The sequence below is a fragment of the Solimonas marina genome (assembly GCF_012241385.1).
Classification (GTDB): domain Bacteria; phylum Pseudomonadota; class Gammaproteobacteria; order Nevskiales; family Nevskiaceae; genus Solimonas; species Solimonas marina.
The window spans coordinates 83,317-99,135 of sequence record NZ_JAAVXB010000015.1; the positions used below are offsets into that span (position 1 = coordinate 83,317).

Below are 15,819 nucleotides of genomic sequence, written 5' to 3' on the forward strand. Positions count from 1 at the left end.
GACCATGCCCGTGACGCTTCACATTCAGAACATCGCCGTTGGAAATGCCGCGCCGTTCGTTCTTTTCGGCGGCATCAACGTTCTCGAATCGAAGGACATCGCGCTGCGTGCCGCGGCCGAATACGTGCGCGTCACGCAAAAGCTGGGCATTCCATACGTCTTCAAGGCCAGTTTCGACAAGGCCAACCGCTCGTCCATCCATTCGTATCGCGGCCCCGGCCTCGAAGAGGGACTGCGGATTTTCGAAGCGGTGAAGGCTGAGTTCGGCGTGCCCTTGATTACCGACGTGCACGAGCCGTGGCAGGCCGCGCCGGTCGCCGAAGTCGTCGACGTGCTGCAGTTGCCGGCGTTTCTGGCACGGCAAACCGATCTGGTGGTGGCGATGGCCAAGACCGGCCGCGTCGTCAACATCAAGAAACCGCAGTTCCTGAGCCCCAGCCAGATCGGCAACATCGTCGAGAAATTCCGCGAGGCCGGCAACGAGCAGATCATCCTCTGCGATCGCGGCACCTGCTTCGGCTACGACAATCTGGTGGTCGACATGCTCGGCTTCGGCGTCATGAAGAAAGCCACCGGCGACCTACCGGTGATCTTCGACGTCACCCACGCGCTGCAGCAGCGTGATCCGGGCGCCGCCGCGTCCGGCGGGCGCCGTTCGCAGGTGCTCGACCTGGCGCGCGCCGGCCTCGCCACCGGCCTGGCCGGCCTGTTCCTCGAAGCGCACCCGAACCCCGACGAAGCCAAGTGCGACGGCCCCAGCGCCCTGCCGCTGGACAAGCTGGAACCGTTCCTCGCCCAGCTCAAGGCGCTGGACGATCTGGTCAAGGGCTTCGCACCGCTGGAAATCCGCTGAAGCCTGCCCGGGGCGAGCCCGAGATGACCGCCATTGCTGCCAGTGCGGCAATGACGGTTTCGAGATCGATGCGCTAAGCCGCCGCGGTAGCGCGACTTCAAGAAAACGCGGTCGCCCACGGCGACCGCGTTTTTGCTTTACGCCACTTTCACGTTGGACGACGGCGCGGCCGGCGCGGCCGCGGCCGGCGGCTGATTGGCGAGGTGATGCTCGCGCGCGGCGCGCACGAAGCCCTCGAACAGCGGATGACCGTCACGCGGCGTCGACGTGAATTCCGGATGGAACTGGCAACCGACGAAGAACGGATGGTTGGGCAGCTCGACCATCTCGACCAGCTCGTTCTCCGCCGACTCGGCGACGATCTGCATGCCGTTGTCGGTCAGCACCGGCTTGTAGTTATTGTTGAACTCGTAGCGGTGGCGGTGGCGCTCGCGGATGATTTCCGCGTTGTACAGCGCCCGCGACTTCGAGCCGGCCTTGAGGCGGCAGGCCTGCGAGCCGACGCGCATCGTGCCGCCCTTGTCGGACGTCTCGTTGCGGATCTGCTTGAGGCCGGTCTCGTCCATCCACTCGGTGATCAGGCCGATCACCGGGTCCGGAGAGCGCGGATCGAACTCGGTCGAATGCGCACGCGGCAGGCCGCAGACGTTGCGCGCGTACTCGATCACCGCGACCTGCATGCCGAGGCAGATGCCCAGATACGGGATATTGCTCTCGCGCGCATAGCGCGCGGCCATGATCTTGCCTTCGATGCCGCGCTCGCCAAAGCCGCCAGGGACCAGGATCGCGTCCATGCCCTGCAGGATGCGCGCCGACTCATTCTCGACCGCTTCCGACTCGATGTAGCGAATCTTGACCCGCGTACCGGTATGCAGTCCGGCATGCGCCAGCGCCTCGTTGAGCGACTTGTAGGCGTCGGCCAGATCGACGTACTTGCCGACCATCGCCACCTGCACTTCCATGTCGGCGCTCTGCCGCGCTTCGACGACGCGCTCCCAGGCCGACAGGTCGGTGGGCCGCGCATCGAGACCGAAGTGGTCGATCACCAGCTGGTCGAGGTTCTGCTGATGCAGCCAGCCCGGGATCTTGTAGATGTCGTCCATGTCGATCGCGGCGATCACCGCCTGATACGGCACGTTCGTGAACAGCGAAATCTTGCGCCGCTCGGCATCCGGAATCGGACGCTCGGTACGGCAGATCAGCACGTCCGGCTGGATACCGATACCGCGCAGCTCCTTGACCGAGTGCTGGGTCGGCTTGGTCTTCAGCTCGCCGGACGCCTTCACGTACGGCAGCAGCGTCAGGTGCAGGAACATCGAGTCGGCACGGCCGAGCTCGACCGCCATCTGGCGGATGGCTTCGAGGAACGGCAGCGACTCGATGTCGCCGACCGTACCGCCGATCTCGACCATGCAGATGTCGGCGCCGGCGGCGCCGCGGCGGATCGCGGCCTGGATTTCGTCGGTGATGTGCGGGATGACCTGCACGGTCTTGCCCAGATAGTCACCGCGGCGCTCCTTGTCGAGCACGTTGCGGTAAATCTGGCCGGTGGTCACGTTCGAGTGGCGCGAGGTCTTGCCGCGCAGGAAGCGCTCGTAGTGGCCAAGGTCGAGGTCGGTCTCGGCGCCATCCTCGGTGACGAACACTTCGCCGTGCTGGAACGGACTCATGGTCCCGGCATCGACATTGATGTACGGGTCGAGCTTGATCATGCTGACCTTGAGTCCGCGCGACTCGAGGACAGCACCCAGGGAAGCGGCGGAAATGCCTTTACCGAGCGAGGACACCACGCCCCCGGTGACAAAAACAAATCGCGTCTGATGCGGCGCGTCGGGCATGGGAAGAAAAGCGGTGGGTTGCGAAGCGCTAATTTTACGCCGTTGCCCGCGTTCGCTCAAAGCGGTTGATTGCCCGATGCGTTTCCGGACCCCGTGCAGAACGCGTCGAGCAGCGCGGATTCCCATTGCAGATCAAGGCCCAGCGCTACGGCGTTGACGCTGCGCCAGAAGCCAGCGACCGCCAGCAACTCGCCGCCATCGTAGACCAGCGGCAGCCGCGTGCGCAGCCACGGCGGCAAGCCGGCGCGCTGGCCCAGGTGCTTGAGCGTGCGCGTATGCGCCTCGCCAGCCGGCTTCAGCCGCTCGCCGCCGCGCGCGAAACGCACCGTCAAATCCGTGGCCGACGCCCGCGCCAGGCGCAACGTACCCAATCCGGCTGGCAGCGCCAGACTGCGCCGCCGCGCCGGCCAACGCAGCGCGGCCGTTGGCGGCTCCGGCAGGAACGGCATCAGGAACAGCACGTCGCGGTAGCGGCGCAGCTCGCCGCTCTCGTGGCGCAGCAGCGGCGTGGCGTCCTCTCGCGCGCCAAGCATTTCCCGCTCGACGCGCTGTAGCCGCGCCTCGGCCGGCGCCGGCCAGCCCATTGCCAGCCAGGCGTAATAGAGCGCGTTGCGACGGCGGCGCGCTTCGAGTGCCAGCAAGCCGGAGACCGACAGCCCGGCACCGCGCTGCAGCGCCTGCAGGTCGATTTCGGCCAGCGCCCGCAGCAGCGCCTGCGTGTCGTCGGCGCGCGCCGCCAACCGCGCCAGACTCTGCCCGGCTTGCGGCCAGTGCCGCTGCAAGCGCGGCATGATTTCGGTGCGCAGATAGGAGCGCGCATAACGCGCATCGACATTGTGCGGATCGTCGATCCAGCTCAGGCCCCGACGCTCGGCCTCGGCACGCAGGGCGCGGCGCGGCTGATCGAGCAAGGGCCGCCACAAGGTTCCGCGGCCCAGCGGCGCGGTCGGCGCCATCGCCGCCAGTCCGGCGATGCCGCTGCCGCGCAGCGCACGCAGCAACACCGTCTCCGCCTGGTCGTCCTGATGATGGGCGGTCGCCAGCCAGTCGCCGGGTTTCAGCAAGGCCTCGAAGACCGCATAGCGTGCCGCCCGCGCCGCCGCCTCCGGCCCGCCGTCATGATCGGCATCGACCGTCACGCGGCGCACCGTCAGTGGCACCCCCAGATCGCGGCAGACCCGCCGCGCCTCCCGTGCCCAGCGATCCGCCGCCGCCTGCAGACCGTGATGCACGTGCACCGCGCGCAGTTCGCCGACTCCGGCCTCGCGCAGCAAATGCAACAGCAAGGTCGAATCGAGCCCGCCGCTGAACGCCACCCACACCCGAGCGCGCCGGGCAGCGTCAGGAAGCGTCAGTTCCACAAGTCGCGCCGACGGCTTTCACCGACGGCGGTCCCCCAGGAGATCGAGTCGATGTGAAGAGGGCGTCGCGAGCAGGGTCGAGGTCGCGTCGGCCGCGCAGCGTCTCGCGATGGCGATGTGAAGGGAGCGTCGAGAGCAGGGCCGAGGTCGCGTCGAGGCGCGCAGCCGTACATCAGTACGGTGAGCACCGCAGATGCGAGATCGACCCGCGCAACAGCTCCGTTCACATCGTCAGTGGACGGTTTCGTAGGCGCCGTACGCCATCAGCCGCTCGTAGCGCGCCGACATCAGCTGCGTCATCGGCGTGTGGCGCAGGCGTTCGAGGTTGGCGGTGAGCTTCTGGCGGACCAGGTTCATCGCGCCGGCCGCGTCGCGGTGCGCGCCGCCCAACGGCTCCGGCACGATCTCGTCGATCAGCTTGTGCTCGTAGAGATCGCTGGCGGTGATGCGCATCGCCTCGGCCGCCTCCGGCGCGCGCGCGGCATCCTTGAACAGAATCGACGCACAGCCTTCCGGCGAAATCACCGAGTAGATGCTGTACTGCAGCATCATGATGTGGTCGGCCACACCGATCGCCAGCGCACCGCCCGAACCGCCCTCGCCGATCACCGTCGCCAGCACCGGCGTGCGCAGCTTCGACAGTTCCAGCAGGTTGCGGGCAATCGCCTCCGACTGGTTGCGTTCCTCGGCACCGATGCCCGGATACGCGCCCGGCGTGTCGATGAAGGTCAGCAGTGGCAGGTTGAACTTCTCGGCGAGCTTCATCAGGCGCAAGGCCTTGCGATAGCCCTCCGGCTTGGGCATGCCGAAGTTGCGGTAGACGCGTTCCTTGGCGTCGCGGCCCTTCTGCTGACCGAGCACGACGACCGCACGGCCTTCGAGGCGGGCGACGCCGCCGACGATGCTCGGGTCGTCCGCAAAATGACGATCGCCGTGCAGCTCATCCCATTCGGTGAACAGGGCTTTGATGTAATCGAGGGCATACGGCCGCTGCGGGTGGCGCGCAACCTGCGCGACTTGCCACGGCGTCAGCTTGGCGAAGACCTGCTCGGTGAGCTGGCGGCTCTTGCCTTCGAGACGGGAGATTTCCTCGGTCAGATTGACGCCGCTGCCGGTCGTCGCGAAGCGCAGCTCTTCGATCTTCTGCTGCAGTTCGGCGATCGGCTGTTCGAAATCGAGGTAGTTCAGATTCATGCGTTATTCGGTCATGCGCAGCTTGGGGGAATACCGGACCGACCGGAGCGGACGGGCCGGCGCCAGAAAGCGCTGAGCTGAACTTTAACGCAATTGCGGCGCTTTACGTCCGTCGCCGCGGCGCAACACCGTCAGATGTCGACGGCCGCCTTGTCAGCCGATGCTGACCGGCGCAGCGGCCGAATGCGGCGACGCGGTGCCGTCAGGGTCACGGCACCGCGTCCTTGCCTCGACTCAGGAGTGCGCCTGCAGGCGATCCAGCGTGCCGCTTTCGAGCAACTCCTTGTACTGCAGCGCGTCGATTTCGCTGCGGTAGACGCCGACCAGCGCTTCGCCCTGATAGACATCCCAGAGTTCGATGCCGCCGGCTACCGCCTCATGCGACATGTGCTCGTTATCGCGCTGCTTGATCGTAATGGTCATGTGCGTGTCTCCATTCAATGCAATGGACATTTGCCGATGCTCCGGTCGCAGCCTCATATGGCGACGGATTTCGACCGGTACGGCCGCCCGGGCGGTCCGAAACGCGTCGCCATGACCCCTGGCGAAATCGCGCTTCGACATCTGAATGACAGCCCTCAGACATCCGCCCAACGCCACTGTGACCCATCCCACAACAAAACGTTCATGAATAATTTTTAATGAAGCCGACTGACCAAAACCATCAATTCTGACTATCGGCCGATAGCTTCGATCAATCGAATAAATACATGAATTCAAAATAAAAAAGCCGGACACTTCAAGAAATGTCCGGCTTCCGCGGTGCTTCGGCTTTCGTTCAGCGATCGGCGCCGAGATAACGATCGAGGGTGTCCTGCCAGGCTGGCGACTCGACAATGCGCAAAAGTGCCTGGTTGATGGGTTTGCGCAGGCCCGAATCGCGCGGCACCGCCAGCGCGTAATCCTCCTCTCGAACCAGTTCCGGCAGCACCGTCAAGTCGTCTGCCTTGCCGCTGTGAATACGCGCCTGAAGGATGGGCGCGTCGTACAACACCGCATCGACCTTGCCCGCCGCCAGACGATCCAGCGCCTTGGCCGGATCGTCGAGACTGACCACCGCCAGCCCCTTGGCGCGCGCCAGCGACTCGCTGGTCGAGCCGGCGATCGACGCCACCCGCACGCGCGGCAGATCGGAAACACCGCGCACCACGGTCGACAACTGGCCGATCGTGAACGACGACGCGATGGCCGCCGTGAAACCTGAAATCGTGATGATGCTGGCAAACATCCAGACCAGACCGATGATGCGCCCACCGAGGGTGGCCGGCGCCTTGTCGCCATAGCCCACCGTGGTCATCGTCACTGCCGACCACCACAGCCCGGCGCCGATGCCCTGCGCCGCGGTACCGCCGAACTGCTCGGGATTGCGCCGCCGCTCGAACAGCCAGACGGCGATACCGACGATCAGCAGCACCAGCAGCAGCGCCCCGACCGCTTTCAGAAAGCCCGTCGAGGCCAGGCCTTCGAGCCCATGCAGCCAGCCGCCGGACTCGCGGGTGGCGATGCCGATGCCGCCGCGATAGAACGGCTGTGTGAAGTCGACCTTCTCGGCGCGCCCGGCGGTGACTGTCAGCGCACCGACGCCAACGTCGTACTGGCCGGCCGCAACGCCATCGAGTAGCGTGTCGACATCGTCGGCCTGCTTGTAGACCGTGGTCCGGCCCAGCGCCTTGGCGACGCCGTTCCACAAATCAATGGCGATGCCGTGGTACTGCCCGGCATCGTCGCGAATGACGAACGGCGGATTGGCGCGGACGCCAACCACCAGCGGTTTTTCAGCGGCCGCCGCTGAAGCATCGGCCATGGACTGCGCGTTGGCAGCGCCGCAAACCATCAGCAGCAACGCGGTCAGCAGCCCGTGACGAGCGAGTCGCGACATCGGAGTCCTCCCTTTTTTTGAATTCCGAAGCGCCATCGACCTTAACGCAGCTGCCGCGCAGGCCCAAACCCGGCGGAACACAGGATCGAGAGCGTCAGCGTCGCAGCGGCTGCGAACGACGCCGGGCCAGCGCCTCGAAAAACGCGACATACTCGCGATGGCCGCGGGCGAACACATGATCGAGACGCAAGGGATCATCGGCGTCGCTGATGCCCTGCAGCGCCGGCCATGGCGTCAGCGACGGATCGGCGGTGTAGGCCTCGAGCTGCGCGCGATCGACGCCGGGGCGACGCACCTCGCCGCGACTGCTGTCGATGAATAGCACGCTGTTTCGGCGCCCGAACACGGCGCCGAGTTGCTGCACCAGCGTCAGAAAACCACGATCGCTGCCGCCGCGCAGACGCTGCGGCTGACCGTCGACGTCCTGCTCGAACGAGGTCACGGTGTCGCCGACGCCGACGATCCACGGCATCTGCGCCGGATCGAAATGCGCGCGCGCCAGATCGAGCAGCGCTTGTGCCTCGTGCGGCGCCTCGCGCGCATTGAAATGCTCGCCGAGCGGGTAACGGCCCGTGCGCCGGAAGTAATAGTGATTGAGGATCACCAGCACGCCGACTTCCTTGACCGCGCCCTTGAGCATGAACTGGAAATCCGTGGTGCCGGCGTGCGTCTGGTCGGCGACGCGTATGCGTTCTTCGCCATTCGCGTCACGACCGGCGTTGGGCGCGTAGTGCACGAAGAACGCATCACCGAGGCCACGTTCGGCAGCGTCCGCCATCAAGGCCGCCATGAAGTCGCGCGCGGTCTGCTGCAGGGCGCGATACCGCTGCGGCTCGCGTTCGAAGTAATGGTGCAGCACATTCAGGTTCAGCGTCGGCGATGCCAGATTGTCGAGCACGCAAGCCTCCGCCAGCGCGTGCGCATCGCTGGCATCGACGCCGTGCAGCTCGGTCAGCGTCGTCGCCAGCAGTTGCCGCGCGCGATCCGGAATCGCCGCCAGAAATCCCAGTTCCGCGTCGCTGACACCCGGATGCGATACCGAGCCGTGGCGGTCCTGCAGCTGCACGCCGCCGGCGGCCAGGCCCGGCAGATAGAAACCCTGATCGGCCGCATGCTCCGGCGTTTCAAAGACCTGCGCGACGATGTCGTTCACGCCGCGACTGCCGATGTGCTCGCCATTGGTCAGCACGTAGAAATGACCGTCCAGCGCCCTCGCCGCTTCGACATAAGCGCGATCGATGCGCCGCGTCAGCGGATCGCGCACCAGATCCATACAGACCCCGTCGAGGTCCTGGATGATCAGCAGGTTTTCGGTGTCGGCCAGCTGCTGCTGCAGCGCGGCGTGATCGAGCGAATACGCCTGAGTCTCGTCATTCATCGACACATGATAACGAGCGCAAGAATCGGAGCGCGCGACACGCGGCGCGCCGATACGCTGCGTCCGTCGTCACACACAAAGCCCGCCGTGTCCTTTCGCATCACCGGACTCGATCCTCGCCGTTTCGCGCGCTGTTCTACAACCCGGCGAAACCGCGCTGCTGCTCAACGACACGCACCAGAACGCCGACACGCCGTATCGGGCCAGCCACGCGATCTTCATCCGCGAAGGTGCCGTGAAACGCTACGACCGCGGCTGAGCCGGGCGTTTCAGGCCGGCCGTTCCGCGCGCCACGCAGCGACGGCCAGGCACAGGCCCAGCACGCCGCAACCGATCGCCGCCGGCATATAGCTGCCGGACAGGTCGCGGGCGATACTGAACAGCCATGGCCCGACGGCGGTGCCGGTGACGATCATCGCCATCGCAAAACCGGAAATCTGGCCCAGGTGCGCACGCCCGAAGAAACGCGGCCAGGCCAGACCGACGACGATGCTGAACATGCCCTGCATCATGCCGAGGCCGACGATCAGCAGCACGTACGGCCAGCCGTCACGCAGCGTCGCCAGCGCCACGGCAACGAGCATCACGCCCAGCAACTGCAGCATCGCCAGATACTTCAGCTTCACGTAGTCGCTGAGCCAGCTGCCGCCGAACTCGAAGCTGACGGCGATGAACGCCACCGGCAGAAACACACTGACGGCGCGGACGCGGCTCATGCCGGCGTCGGCGAAGATCGACACGACGTTGAACGTCAGCGCCGTCACCAGCAGCCCGCCCAGCGTCGCCGTCAGCGCGAAGACCCAGAACGTATACGTGCGCCGCGCCTCGGCCAGCGTGAACGCGCGCCCGGCATGCGTTTCCTGATGCGTGCGCCGCGTGCGCGCCGACGCGCCGCCGTCCGGCAGCAGTCCATGATCTTCCGGGCGACGGCGATAGGTCAGCAGCGCGAACACCGCAAAGCCGGCCGCCGCCGCGGCCAGCACCCGCCACGCCCACTGCCAACCGCCGTGTTGAATCAGGCCCTCGAACAGCGACGGCGCCGACGAAAAGCCGAACGCCACGGCCACACCGAGCAGCGCGTTGACGAGCCCGCGGCGCTGCTCGAACCACTCCATCACCATGTTGCGCGACGCCAGCGTCAAGGTGCCCTGCCCGGACAGGCGCAGCAGAAAGAACGCGAACGCGATCACGACAAACGCCACGGCCGGCGCGGCGCCGGGCGGCAGTAGCGACGACAGGCCGGCGACGATCGCGGGCGAGACGCTCAGGCCGAGCAGCACCAGCGCCATGGCCACGGCGGCGACGCCGGCCACCCAGCGCCCGCCGTAGACGTCGTAAAGGCGGCCGATGCGCGACAGCAATAACGCGCTGGCGACGGTGCCGAGCAGGTAAGCAAAACTCAGTGCGCTGCGCGACAGATGCAGGGCGTCGATCAGAAAATCGGTGAACACCGACACGCCGACCGTCTGCCCCGGCGCACTCATCGCCACGCCAATCGTGCCGCAGCCGAGCACCGCCCAGCCGTAGAAGAACGGCAGGCGTGCCGGGTCGTAGGGAAAACGGCCGAACCGTGTGTCCGCCAGGGTTGCCGCTCTGTGTGGTGCGCTCATGGCGCGACAGCATAGCGAAGCGCGGCCGCGCACTGACCGGCGCAGCCGCCGAATCAGGTGGCACGCGGCGACGATACGCGCGTCAGATGCCGACGAACGCCGACAAGAAAGCTTGCGCGAACGCCGAGCGCTGCACCTCGGCGCGCTCCGGCGGATTGTTCCACCAGACGCCCTCGCTGTTGGCGAGCACGATGAAGCTGACGTTGCGGTCCGGCACCTTGAGGTACAACGCAGAATACGCGTCGTCCCACCAGCCGGAATGCCAGACCAGTTTGTGGCCCTTGTACGTCTGGATGAACCAGCCAAGGCCGTACTGCGCGGTCCGGCCGTCGCGCATCGGCGTGGGCGTCATCATCTGCTGGCGCGACGTGGCCGAGATCAGCTTGCCGCTGTCGAGCGCGATGTCGAACCTGGCCAGATCGAGCGCGGTGGACACATCACCACCCGCCGCGCCATCGCCCTGCGGCGAACGCGGTGGCGCCGGCGCCGCCTTGCCGTCCGCGTCGATGCGATACGGCTGCGCCTGCTGCGCGGCCAGGTCCGCGCGCAGCGGCAGATCGCGATACTTGCGCGCCGACCTCGTCATGCCGGCCGGTACGAACACGTCCTGCTCGACCAGCGCCGAGAACGATTCGTCGGACACCGCCATCATCGGCCGCGACGCCCACGAATACAGCACCGGGTTGTATGAGAAATGCGTGCCCGGAATGCCGGTCGCCGTGTGCGACAGCAGATGGCGCAAGGTTTCGCCTGGCACATCGCAGCGCAAGCCCTTGGCCAAAACGCTCGGCTGCCGACTGAAGCCCTCGCAGAACGCCTGCCAGTCGCTGTAACCGGCCAGCGGCGCATCGAGATCGAGCACGCCCTGTTCGTCGAGGTGCAAGGCAACGACCGCCGACAATGGCTTGGCGACGGACGCGATGTCGTACGGCGTCTCCGCCGTCGCCGGCACGCCTTGCTCGATATTGGCCAGGCCCAGGCCCGCGGCAACCACGATGCGTTGATCCTGGACCACGGCGAACGACAGCCCCGGAATGTGCGCGTCCTTGCGCAGCGTATCGAGGCGCTGCACGAACGCAGCGACGTCATACGGCGCGGCGATGGGTTCCGGCACTGACGCCAATGCGACGCAGAAGCTCAGCAACAGCGGCAATGCCAGCCACTGCGACCGTTTCAATAATGGCCTCATGGTCCTCTGCGACCTCCCTTGTCTGTGGCGCGCCCTTGGCGATCCCTTTGTGCGCTCGCTTCCCCAAGCGCGCGTCGCACCAGTCTTAACACAGCGCTTCCGAGGCTTCGACCCCGAACACCGCGCACCAAGGTGCGCGACGCTGCATTGACGCGCGTCAAACGACGCGGCGCACGCCTTGCCTAGGCTTGGCGCCTACCCCTTCACCGCCCCAGAGCCCGCCGATGAGCGCCTTGCTGCCCGAACTCGAATTCGACCTTCCGGAGAGCGGCCTGATCAACGGTCGCGACGTGCCCGCCGGTGTGATCCGCGCGCCTTACCGCTGGGCCTGGCAGAAGTATCTGGACGGCTGCGCCAATCACTGGATGCCGCAGGAAATCAGCATGGCCGCGGACATCGCGTTGTGGAACGATCCGCACGGCCTGACCGAAGACGAGCGCCGCCTCGTCAAGCGCAATCTCGGCTTCTTCTCCACCGCCGATTCGCTGGCCGCCAACAACATCGTGCTCGGCACCTATCGCCACATCAGCAGTCCGGAGTGCCGCCGCTATCTGCTGCGTCAGGCCTTCGAGGAAGCGCTGCACACGCACGCCTATCAATACATCGTCGAAAGCCTGGGCCTGGACGAAGGCGAGATCTTCAACATGTACAACGAGATCCCGTCCATCCATGAAAAAGCCGCGTTTCTGCTGCCCTACATCCACACGCTGACCGACCCGGAATTCCACACCGGCACGCTGGACGCCGACCAACGCCTGCTGCGCTCGCTGATCGTCTTCGCCTGCATCATGGAAGGCCTGTTCTTCTACGTCGGCTTCGTGCAGATCCTGGCGCTGGGCCGGCGCAACAAGATGGTCGGCGCGGCCGAGCAGTATCAGTACATCCTGCGCGACGAGTCCATGCATCTGAACTTCGGCATCGACCTGATCAATCACATCAAGCAAGAGAATCCGCAGCTATGGACGGACACGTTCGCGACTGAAATTCGCGGCCTGATCGAACGCGCCGTCGAACTCGAATACCAGTACGCCATCGACACCATGCCGCGCGGCGTGCTCGGCCTCAACGCCGAGATGTTTCACGAATACCTGCGCTTCATCGCCAACCGCCGCTGCGTGCAGATCGGCCTGGCGCCGCTCTACGCGCATGCCGGCAATCCGTTTCCGTGGATGAGCGAGATCATCGACCTCAAGAAAGAAAAGAACTTCTTCGAAACGCGCGTCACCGAATATCGCACCGGCGGCAGCCTCGCATGGGACTGACCAGCGATGTACTGATCGTCGGCGCCGGTCCGGTCGGCCTGGCCTTGGCGCTGTCGCTGGCCGAACGCGGCCTCGACGTCGCCATCGTCGAGCAGCAGCCTGAACAGGCGCTCGCCGAACCGGCCGACGACGGCCGCGAGATCGCCATGCACCGCAGCTCGATGCGCATGCTCGGCGCCTTCGGCGCACTCCGCGAACTGACGCCCGAGCAGATCGCACCGATCGCCGCCGCCCGCGTTCACAACGGCCGCTCATCGCGATTTCTCGACTTCCAGCCGGCCACCGAGCGCGCCGCGCCGATCGGCCATTTGATCGCCAATCACCGGATTCGTCGCGCGCTTTACCGCCAGCTCGCACATCACCCCAATATCCGCCTGTACTGCGAACAGAAGATGCGCAGCGTCGAAACCGACACGCACGACGCGCGCCTCACCACCGATACCGATGCCTGGCGCGCCAAACTGCTGGTCGCCGCCGACAGCCGCCATTCCGCCACCCGCCAGGCACTCGGCATCGCCGCGCACCTGCACGATTTCGGCAAGACCATGCTGGTCTGCCGCGTCGAAGCCGAACACGATCACGGCGCCGTCGCCTGCGAGTGGTTCGATCTCGGCCGCACCATCGCCACGCTGCCGCTGCACGGCCGGCAAGTCTCGGTCGCCATCACCGTCACGCATCGCCAAGCCGAACAACTCGCACAACTGCCGGAAGCGGCATTCAACGAAACGCTCGGCAACTGGCTGCGGCAATGCCTTGGCGACGTGCGCCTGATCTCACCGCGCTGGCGCTACCCGCTGATCGCTACCTACGCACAAGCCTTCCATGCCCCGCGCACGGCACTGATCGGCGACGCCGCCGTCGGCATGCACCCCGTCACCGCCCACGGCTTCAACTTCGGGCTGCGCAGCCAACAGACCCTGAGTACGCTGATCGGCAGCGCCCAACAACGCCGGCAAGACATCGCCAACCCGCGCCTGCTGAAAACCTACGAACGCCGCCACCGCGCCCATACCCTGCCGCTGTTCCTCGCCACCAACGGCATCGTCGACCTCTACACCCGCCACGACCCCGTCGCCCGCATCGCGAGACAGGCCGGCATCGCCCTCAGTTCAAAACTGCCGCCGTTCCGGCGGGCGGTACTGCGGCAGTTGATGCGGGAGGCTTGATCGGTTTTGCGACGCGATTCGCGCGTCACCATCTGTTGTTTTCGGCGGATCGCGAAAGGCGGAATAAATTCCGCCCTACCGAGCTACTCATTTTGCGAGCGCTTCATCAATGCGAGGACGGATGCGATGCAGCAGATCGCCTAGCTCCGCGGCGCTGATTCCGACCCGCTCTCGTATCTTTTCCGGCATCAAAGCATTTGCTCCGCAAAGCATTTCTCTGATGCTGCCGATGACCGCTAACGCGGCATCAGCACTCCGAAGTGCGGCGCTCTCGGGCCATGTCCCCGCGATGTCCGACATATCTTCTTGCGCAAGCCCAAAAAGAGTCGGGCACTCCCAATCCCAGTGGTCCGCCCAGAAGCGAATAGCCGAAACCAGCGCCTGTTGCTCAAGTGCTGAAAGATCAGAAATATCCATCACCTGATGTCTGAATCCGGCGGTAGCACTCAATGCTGGAGTGAAGCGGCGGCGAAGCCGTCCGCCTTGCGCGATGCGTCAAGAGTGCATAGCAAATCAATAAATCAATGGGGTCAGACAAATAAATCAATGGGGTCAGACACGATTGATCAAATCAATGGGGTCAGACACGATTGATTATCCAGTACCCTGCTCAGCATCATCCCGCTTTGGACGCCCTGCTCCCTTGCGACGCCCACCTCGCGGCAGCGGCGCCGCCCGGCGTTCGGTGATGGATTCGATCTTGCGCGCAAACCGGTCAGAGCCCAGGACCCAGCCACGATTGATGGATTCACGGACTGCCGACAACTCCGCTTCTCCAATGCCCACGCGGAAAAACTTGCGGTAGGCCGCGCACCGCTCACGGTCGTCGCTACCAAGCGCCAGGTAGAGACCGTGCGGCTGGACCAGAGGATCGGCCTTGCCGTCAGCATTGGCGCCGTAGCTCGACCAGTGGTAGCCCCCCGGCTGCGTCACCATCGCTGCGCGCACGGGATTATTCTCGATATAGCGGTAGCAGGTCATGACGTAAGCTTCGCTGTCGATCGGAACAGCCTTGTAACGTCCTTCCCACAGCGTGCCGGTCCGCTGGTAAGTGAAATTGAAGTACTGGACATAGCGGCGCCCCACCGACTGCATCAGCCGGGAAATGCCGTCCGCTGTCTTGGGCGTCACCAGCAGGTGGACGTGGTTGGTCATCAGGACGTAAGCATGGATGGCGCAGTCATACCGGTGGCAGCCCTCCTGCAGGCATTCTAGAAAGAACCGGTAGTCCTCCGGCGCACAGAAGATCGGGCTGCGGTTGTTGCCGCGCTGGATCACATGCTGCGGCTGACCAGGAACACCGTAACGGGGCAAGCGAGCCATGGCCGAGACTCCAGAAATGGATCAACAAGCTTACCGCAGTTATTCAATCGTGTCTGACCCTATTGATTTCATGAACGTCACATGCGAATCGAAGATGCAAACGGAAGATTGTTGCGCCGGTGACTGTTACCGATGTCTCCAGACTCTTTTGTTACCTATGTTCCCGGCCGCTCACCTCACGACCTTTTAAGTTTCTTAAGATCGATACGAAACCCGGCGAAACCCGGCTTTGCCTCAATAGCATCGAGGATTACCTTGCCAACTGACTTTACTTCCTTTTTCTTTGGGTTTAGGAAATCCCATGACACTTGCTCGTTAGCAAGCCGCCGAACCTTGACGATGACCTCCGCCGCTCCATGCGCCGTTAAGGCGTCGAAGGGGAAGTAGACGTATTCGCCGCTCGCTCCATCGAACTGTGAAAGCGGCTTAGTGCTGAAGAGTAGGCCGGGCAGCTTTCCGTGCAGTGACCACCAAACATGTTGGATCTTGTCTTTTACTTCAGATTCAATTCGCGCTGCGAACCTCGGGTTTGGCATCAACAGAGATACCCGATCCTGATAGGCCTCCCCGATGTCTTCCAACCTTCTCTGAACTTCAGTGGTGAATTCAGTTTGTTCAGAGTTGTAATCTTCGAAGAGGTAGTAGATGAACGCCTTTGCATAGGGCTCTACGACTCCAAGATATGTCTGCTTAGCCTCAACCATCAAGTGCAACACCCGCAGTCAGATAAGGTGTTGCGATGGGCGAAATTTACAAGCACTTGAGT

At 64.7% G+C, this 15,819-nt stretch carries 13 protein-coding genes and 1 pseudogene; 3 read left to right on the forward strand and 11 right to left on the reverse strand.

Annotation, left to right across the window (positions count from 1 at the left end):
- Positions 1–4: 4 nt before the first annotated feature.
- Entirely contained in the window at positions 5–853 is an 849-nt protein-coding gene (gene kdsA, locus G7Y82_RS19405; protein ID WP_168149788.1) for a 3-deoxy-8-phosphooctulonate synthase, read from the forward strand.
- 137 nt (positions 854–990) lie between these two features.
- Here kdsA and pyrG read toward each other — a convergent pair whose 3' ends face one another.
- The 8 genes from pyrG to G7Y82_RS19450 form a co-directional block, all read right to left on the reverse strand.
- A complete protein-coding gene (gene pyrG / locus G7Y82_RS19410) occupies positions 991–2,691 on the reverse strand; it encodes a CTP synthase (protein WP_168149789.1) in 1,701 nt (566 codons plus the stop codon).
- A gap of 56 nt (positions 2,692–2,747) precedes the next feature.
- Complete coding sequence (tilS, locus tag G7Y82_RS19415) at positions 2,748–4,052, reverse strand: tRNA lysidine(34) synthetase TilS (RefSeq protein WP_168149790.1); 1,305 nt, start codon at positions 4,050–4,052, stop codon at positions 2,748–2,750.
- Positions 4,053–4,283: 231 nt separating this feature from the next.
- Positions 4,284–5,246: an acetyl-CoA carboxylase carboxyltransferase subunit alpha gene (locus G7Y82_RS19420; protein WP_168149791.1), complete on the reverse strand. Its 963-nt coding sequence runs from the start codon at positions 5,244–5,246 to the stop codon at positions 4,284–4,286.
- 234 nt (positions 5,247–5,480) lie between these two features.
- On the reverse strand, positions 5,481–5,669 hold the full coding sequence (locus tag G7Y82_RS19425) for a hypothetical protein (RefSeq protein ID WP_168149792.1): 189 nt from the start codon (positions 5,667–5,669) through the stop codon (positions 5,481–5,483).
- 355 nt (positions 5,670–6,024) lie between these two features.
- The gene (locus G7Y82_RS19430) at positions 6,025–7,125 is read right to left on the reverse strand and encodes a transporter substrate-binding domain-containing protein (protein ID WP_206370893.1); all 1,101 of its coding nucleotides are present in this window, start codon (positions 7,123–7,125) and stop codon (positions 6,025–6,027) included.
- 94 nt (positions 7,126–7,219) lie between these two features.
- Positions 7,220–8,503, reverse strand: a complete 1,284-nt coding sequence (gene stpA, locus G7Y82_RS19435; RefSeq protein ID WP_168149793.1) for a glucosylglycerol 3-phosphatase — start codon at positions 8,501–8,503, stop codon at positions 7,220–7,222.
- 269 nt (positions 8,504–8,772) lie between these two features.
- Entirely contained in the window at positions 8,773–10,113 is a 1,341-nt protein-coding gene (locus tag G7Y82_RS19445; RefSeq protein ID WP_168149794.1) for an MFS transporter, read from the reverse strand.
- Between the two features lie 82 nt (positions 10,114–10,195).
- Entirely contained in the window at positions 10,196–11,290 is a 1,095-nt protein-coding gene (locus tag G7Y82_RS19450) for a serine hydrolase domain-containing protein (RefSeq protein WP_206370895.1), read from the reverse strand.
- Positions 11,291–11,619: 329 nt separating this feature from the next.
- Here G7Y82_RS19450 and G7Y82_RS19455 point away from each other — a divergent pair.
- A pseudogene (locus G7Y82_RS19455) lies at positions 11,620–12,564 on the forward strand (ribonucleotide-diphosphate reductase subunit beta); the annotation flags it as partial.
- A complete protein-coding gene (ubiM, locus tag G7Y82_RS19460; protein WP_168149797.1) occupies positions 12,555–13,730 on the forward strand; it encodes a 5-demethoxyubiquinol-8 5-hydroxylase UbiM in 1,176 nt (391 codons plus the stop codon). The pseudogene G7Y82_RS19455 and the gene ubiM, both read left to right, overlap by 10 nt.
- 87 nt (positions 13,731–13,817) lie before the next feature.
- Here the strand turns inward: ubiM and G7Y82_RS19465 are convergent, their stop codons facing one another.
- The 3 genes from G7Y82_RS19465 to G7Y82_RS19475 form a co-directional block, all read right to left on the reverse strand.
- Positions 13,818–14,147 carry a hypothetical protein gene (locus G7Y82_RS19465; RefSeq protein ID WP_168149798.1) on the reverse strand — a complete coding sequence of 110 codons (330 nt, stop codon included), beginning with the start codon at positions 14,145–14,147 and terminating at the stop codon, positions 13,818–13,820.
- Positions 14,148–14,324: 177 nt separating this feature from the next.
- Positions 14,325–15,053 carry a transposase gene (locus G7Y82_RS19470; protein ID WP_168149799.1) on the reverse strand — a complete coding sequence of 243 codons (729 nt, stop codon included), beginning with the start codon at positions 15,051–15,053 and terminating at the stop codon, positions 14,325–14,327.
- A gap of 176 nt (positions 15,054–15,229) precedes the next feature.
- Complete coding sequence (locus G7Y82_RS19475; RefSeq protein WP_168149800.1) at positions 15,230–15,760, reverse strand: hypothetical protein; 531 nt, start codon at positions 15,758–15,760, stop codon at positions 15,230–15,232.
- Positions 15,761–15,819 lie beyond the last annotated feature (59 nt).

Excerpts from the sequence above, each read along its gene's own strand:
- kdsA (WP_168149788.1), top strand. The coding sequence starts at position 5 with ATGCCCGTGACGCTTCACATTCAGAACATCGCCGTTGGAAATGCCGCG.
- pyrG (WP_168149789.1), bottom strand. The coding sequence starts at position 2,691 with ATGCCCGACGCGCCGCATCAGACGCGATTTGTTTTTGTCACCGGGGGC.
- G7Y82_RS19420 (WP_168149791.1), bottom strand. The coding sequence starts at position 5,246 with ATGAATCTGAACTACCTCGATTTCGAACAGCCGATCGCCGAACTGCAG.
- G7Y82_RS19425 (WP_168149792.1), bottom strand. The coding sequence starts at position 5,669 with ATGACCATTACGATCAAGCAGCGCGATAACGAGCACATGTCGCATGAG.
- G7Y82_RS19430 (WP_206370893.1), bottom strand. The coding sequence starts at position 7,125 with ATGTCGCGACTCGCTCGTCACGGGCTGCTGACCGCGTTGCTGCTGATG.
- stpA (WP_168149793.1), bottom strand. The coding sequence starts at position 8,503 with ATGAATGACGAGACTCAGGCGTATTCGCTCGATCACGCCGCGCTGCAG.
- G7Y82_RS19445 (WP_168149794.1), bottom strand. The coding sequence starts at position 10,113 with ATGAGCGCACCACACAGAGCGGCAACCCTGGCGGACACACGGTTCGGC.
- ubiM (WP_168149797.1), top strand. The coding sequence starts at position 12,555 with ATGGGACTGACCAGCGATGTACTGATCGTCGGCGCCGGTCCGGTCGGC.
- G7Y82_RS19465 (WP_168149798.1), bottom strand. The coding sequence starts at position 14,147 with ATGGATATTTCTGATCTTTCAGCACTTGAGCAACAGGCGCTGGTTTCG.
- G7Y82_RS19470 (WP_168149799.1), bottom strand. The coding sequence starts at position 15,053 with ATGGCTCGCTTGCCCCGTTACGGTGTTCCTGGTCAGCCGCAGCATGTG.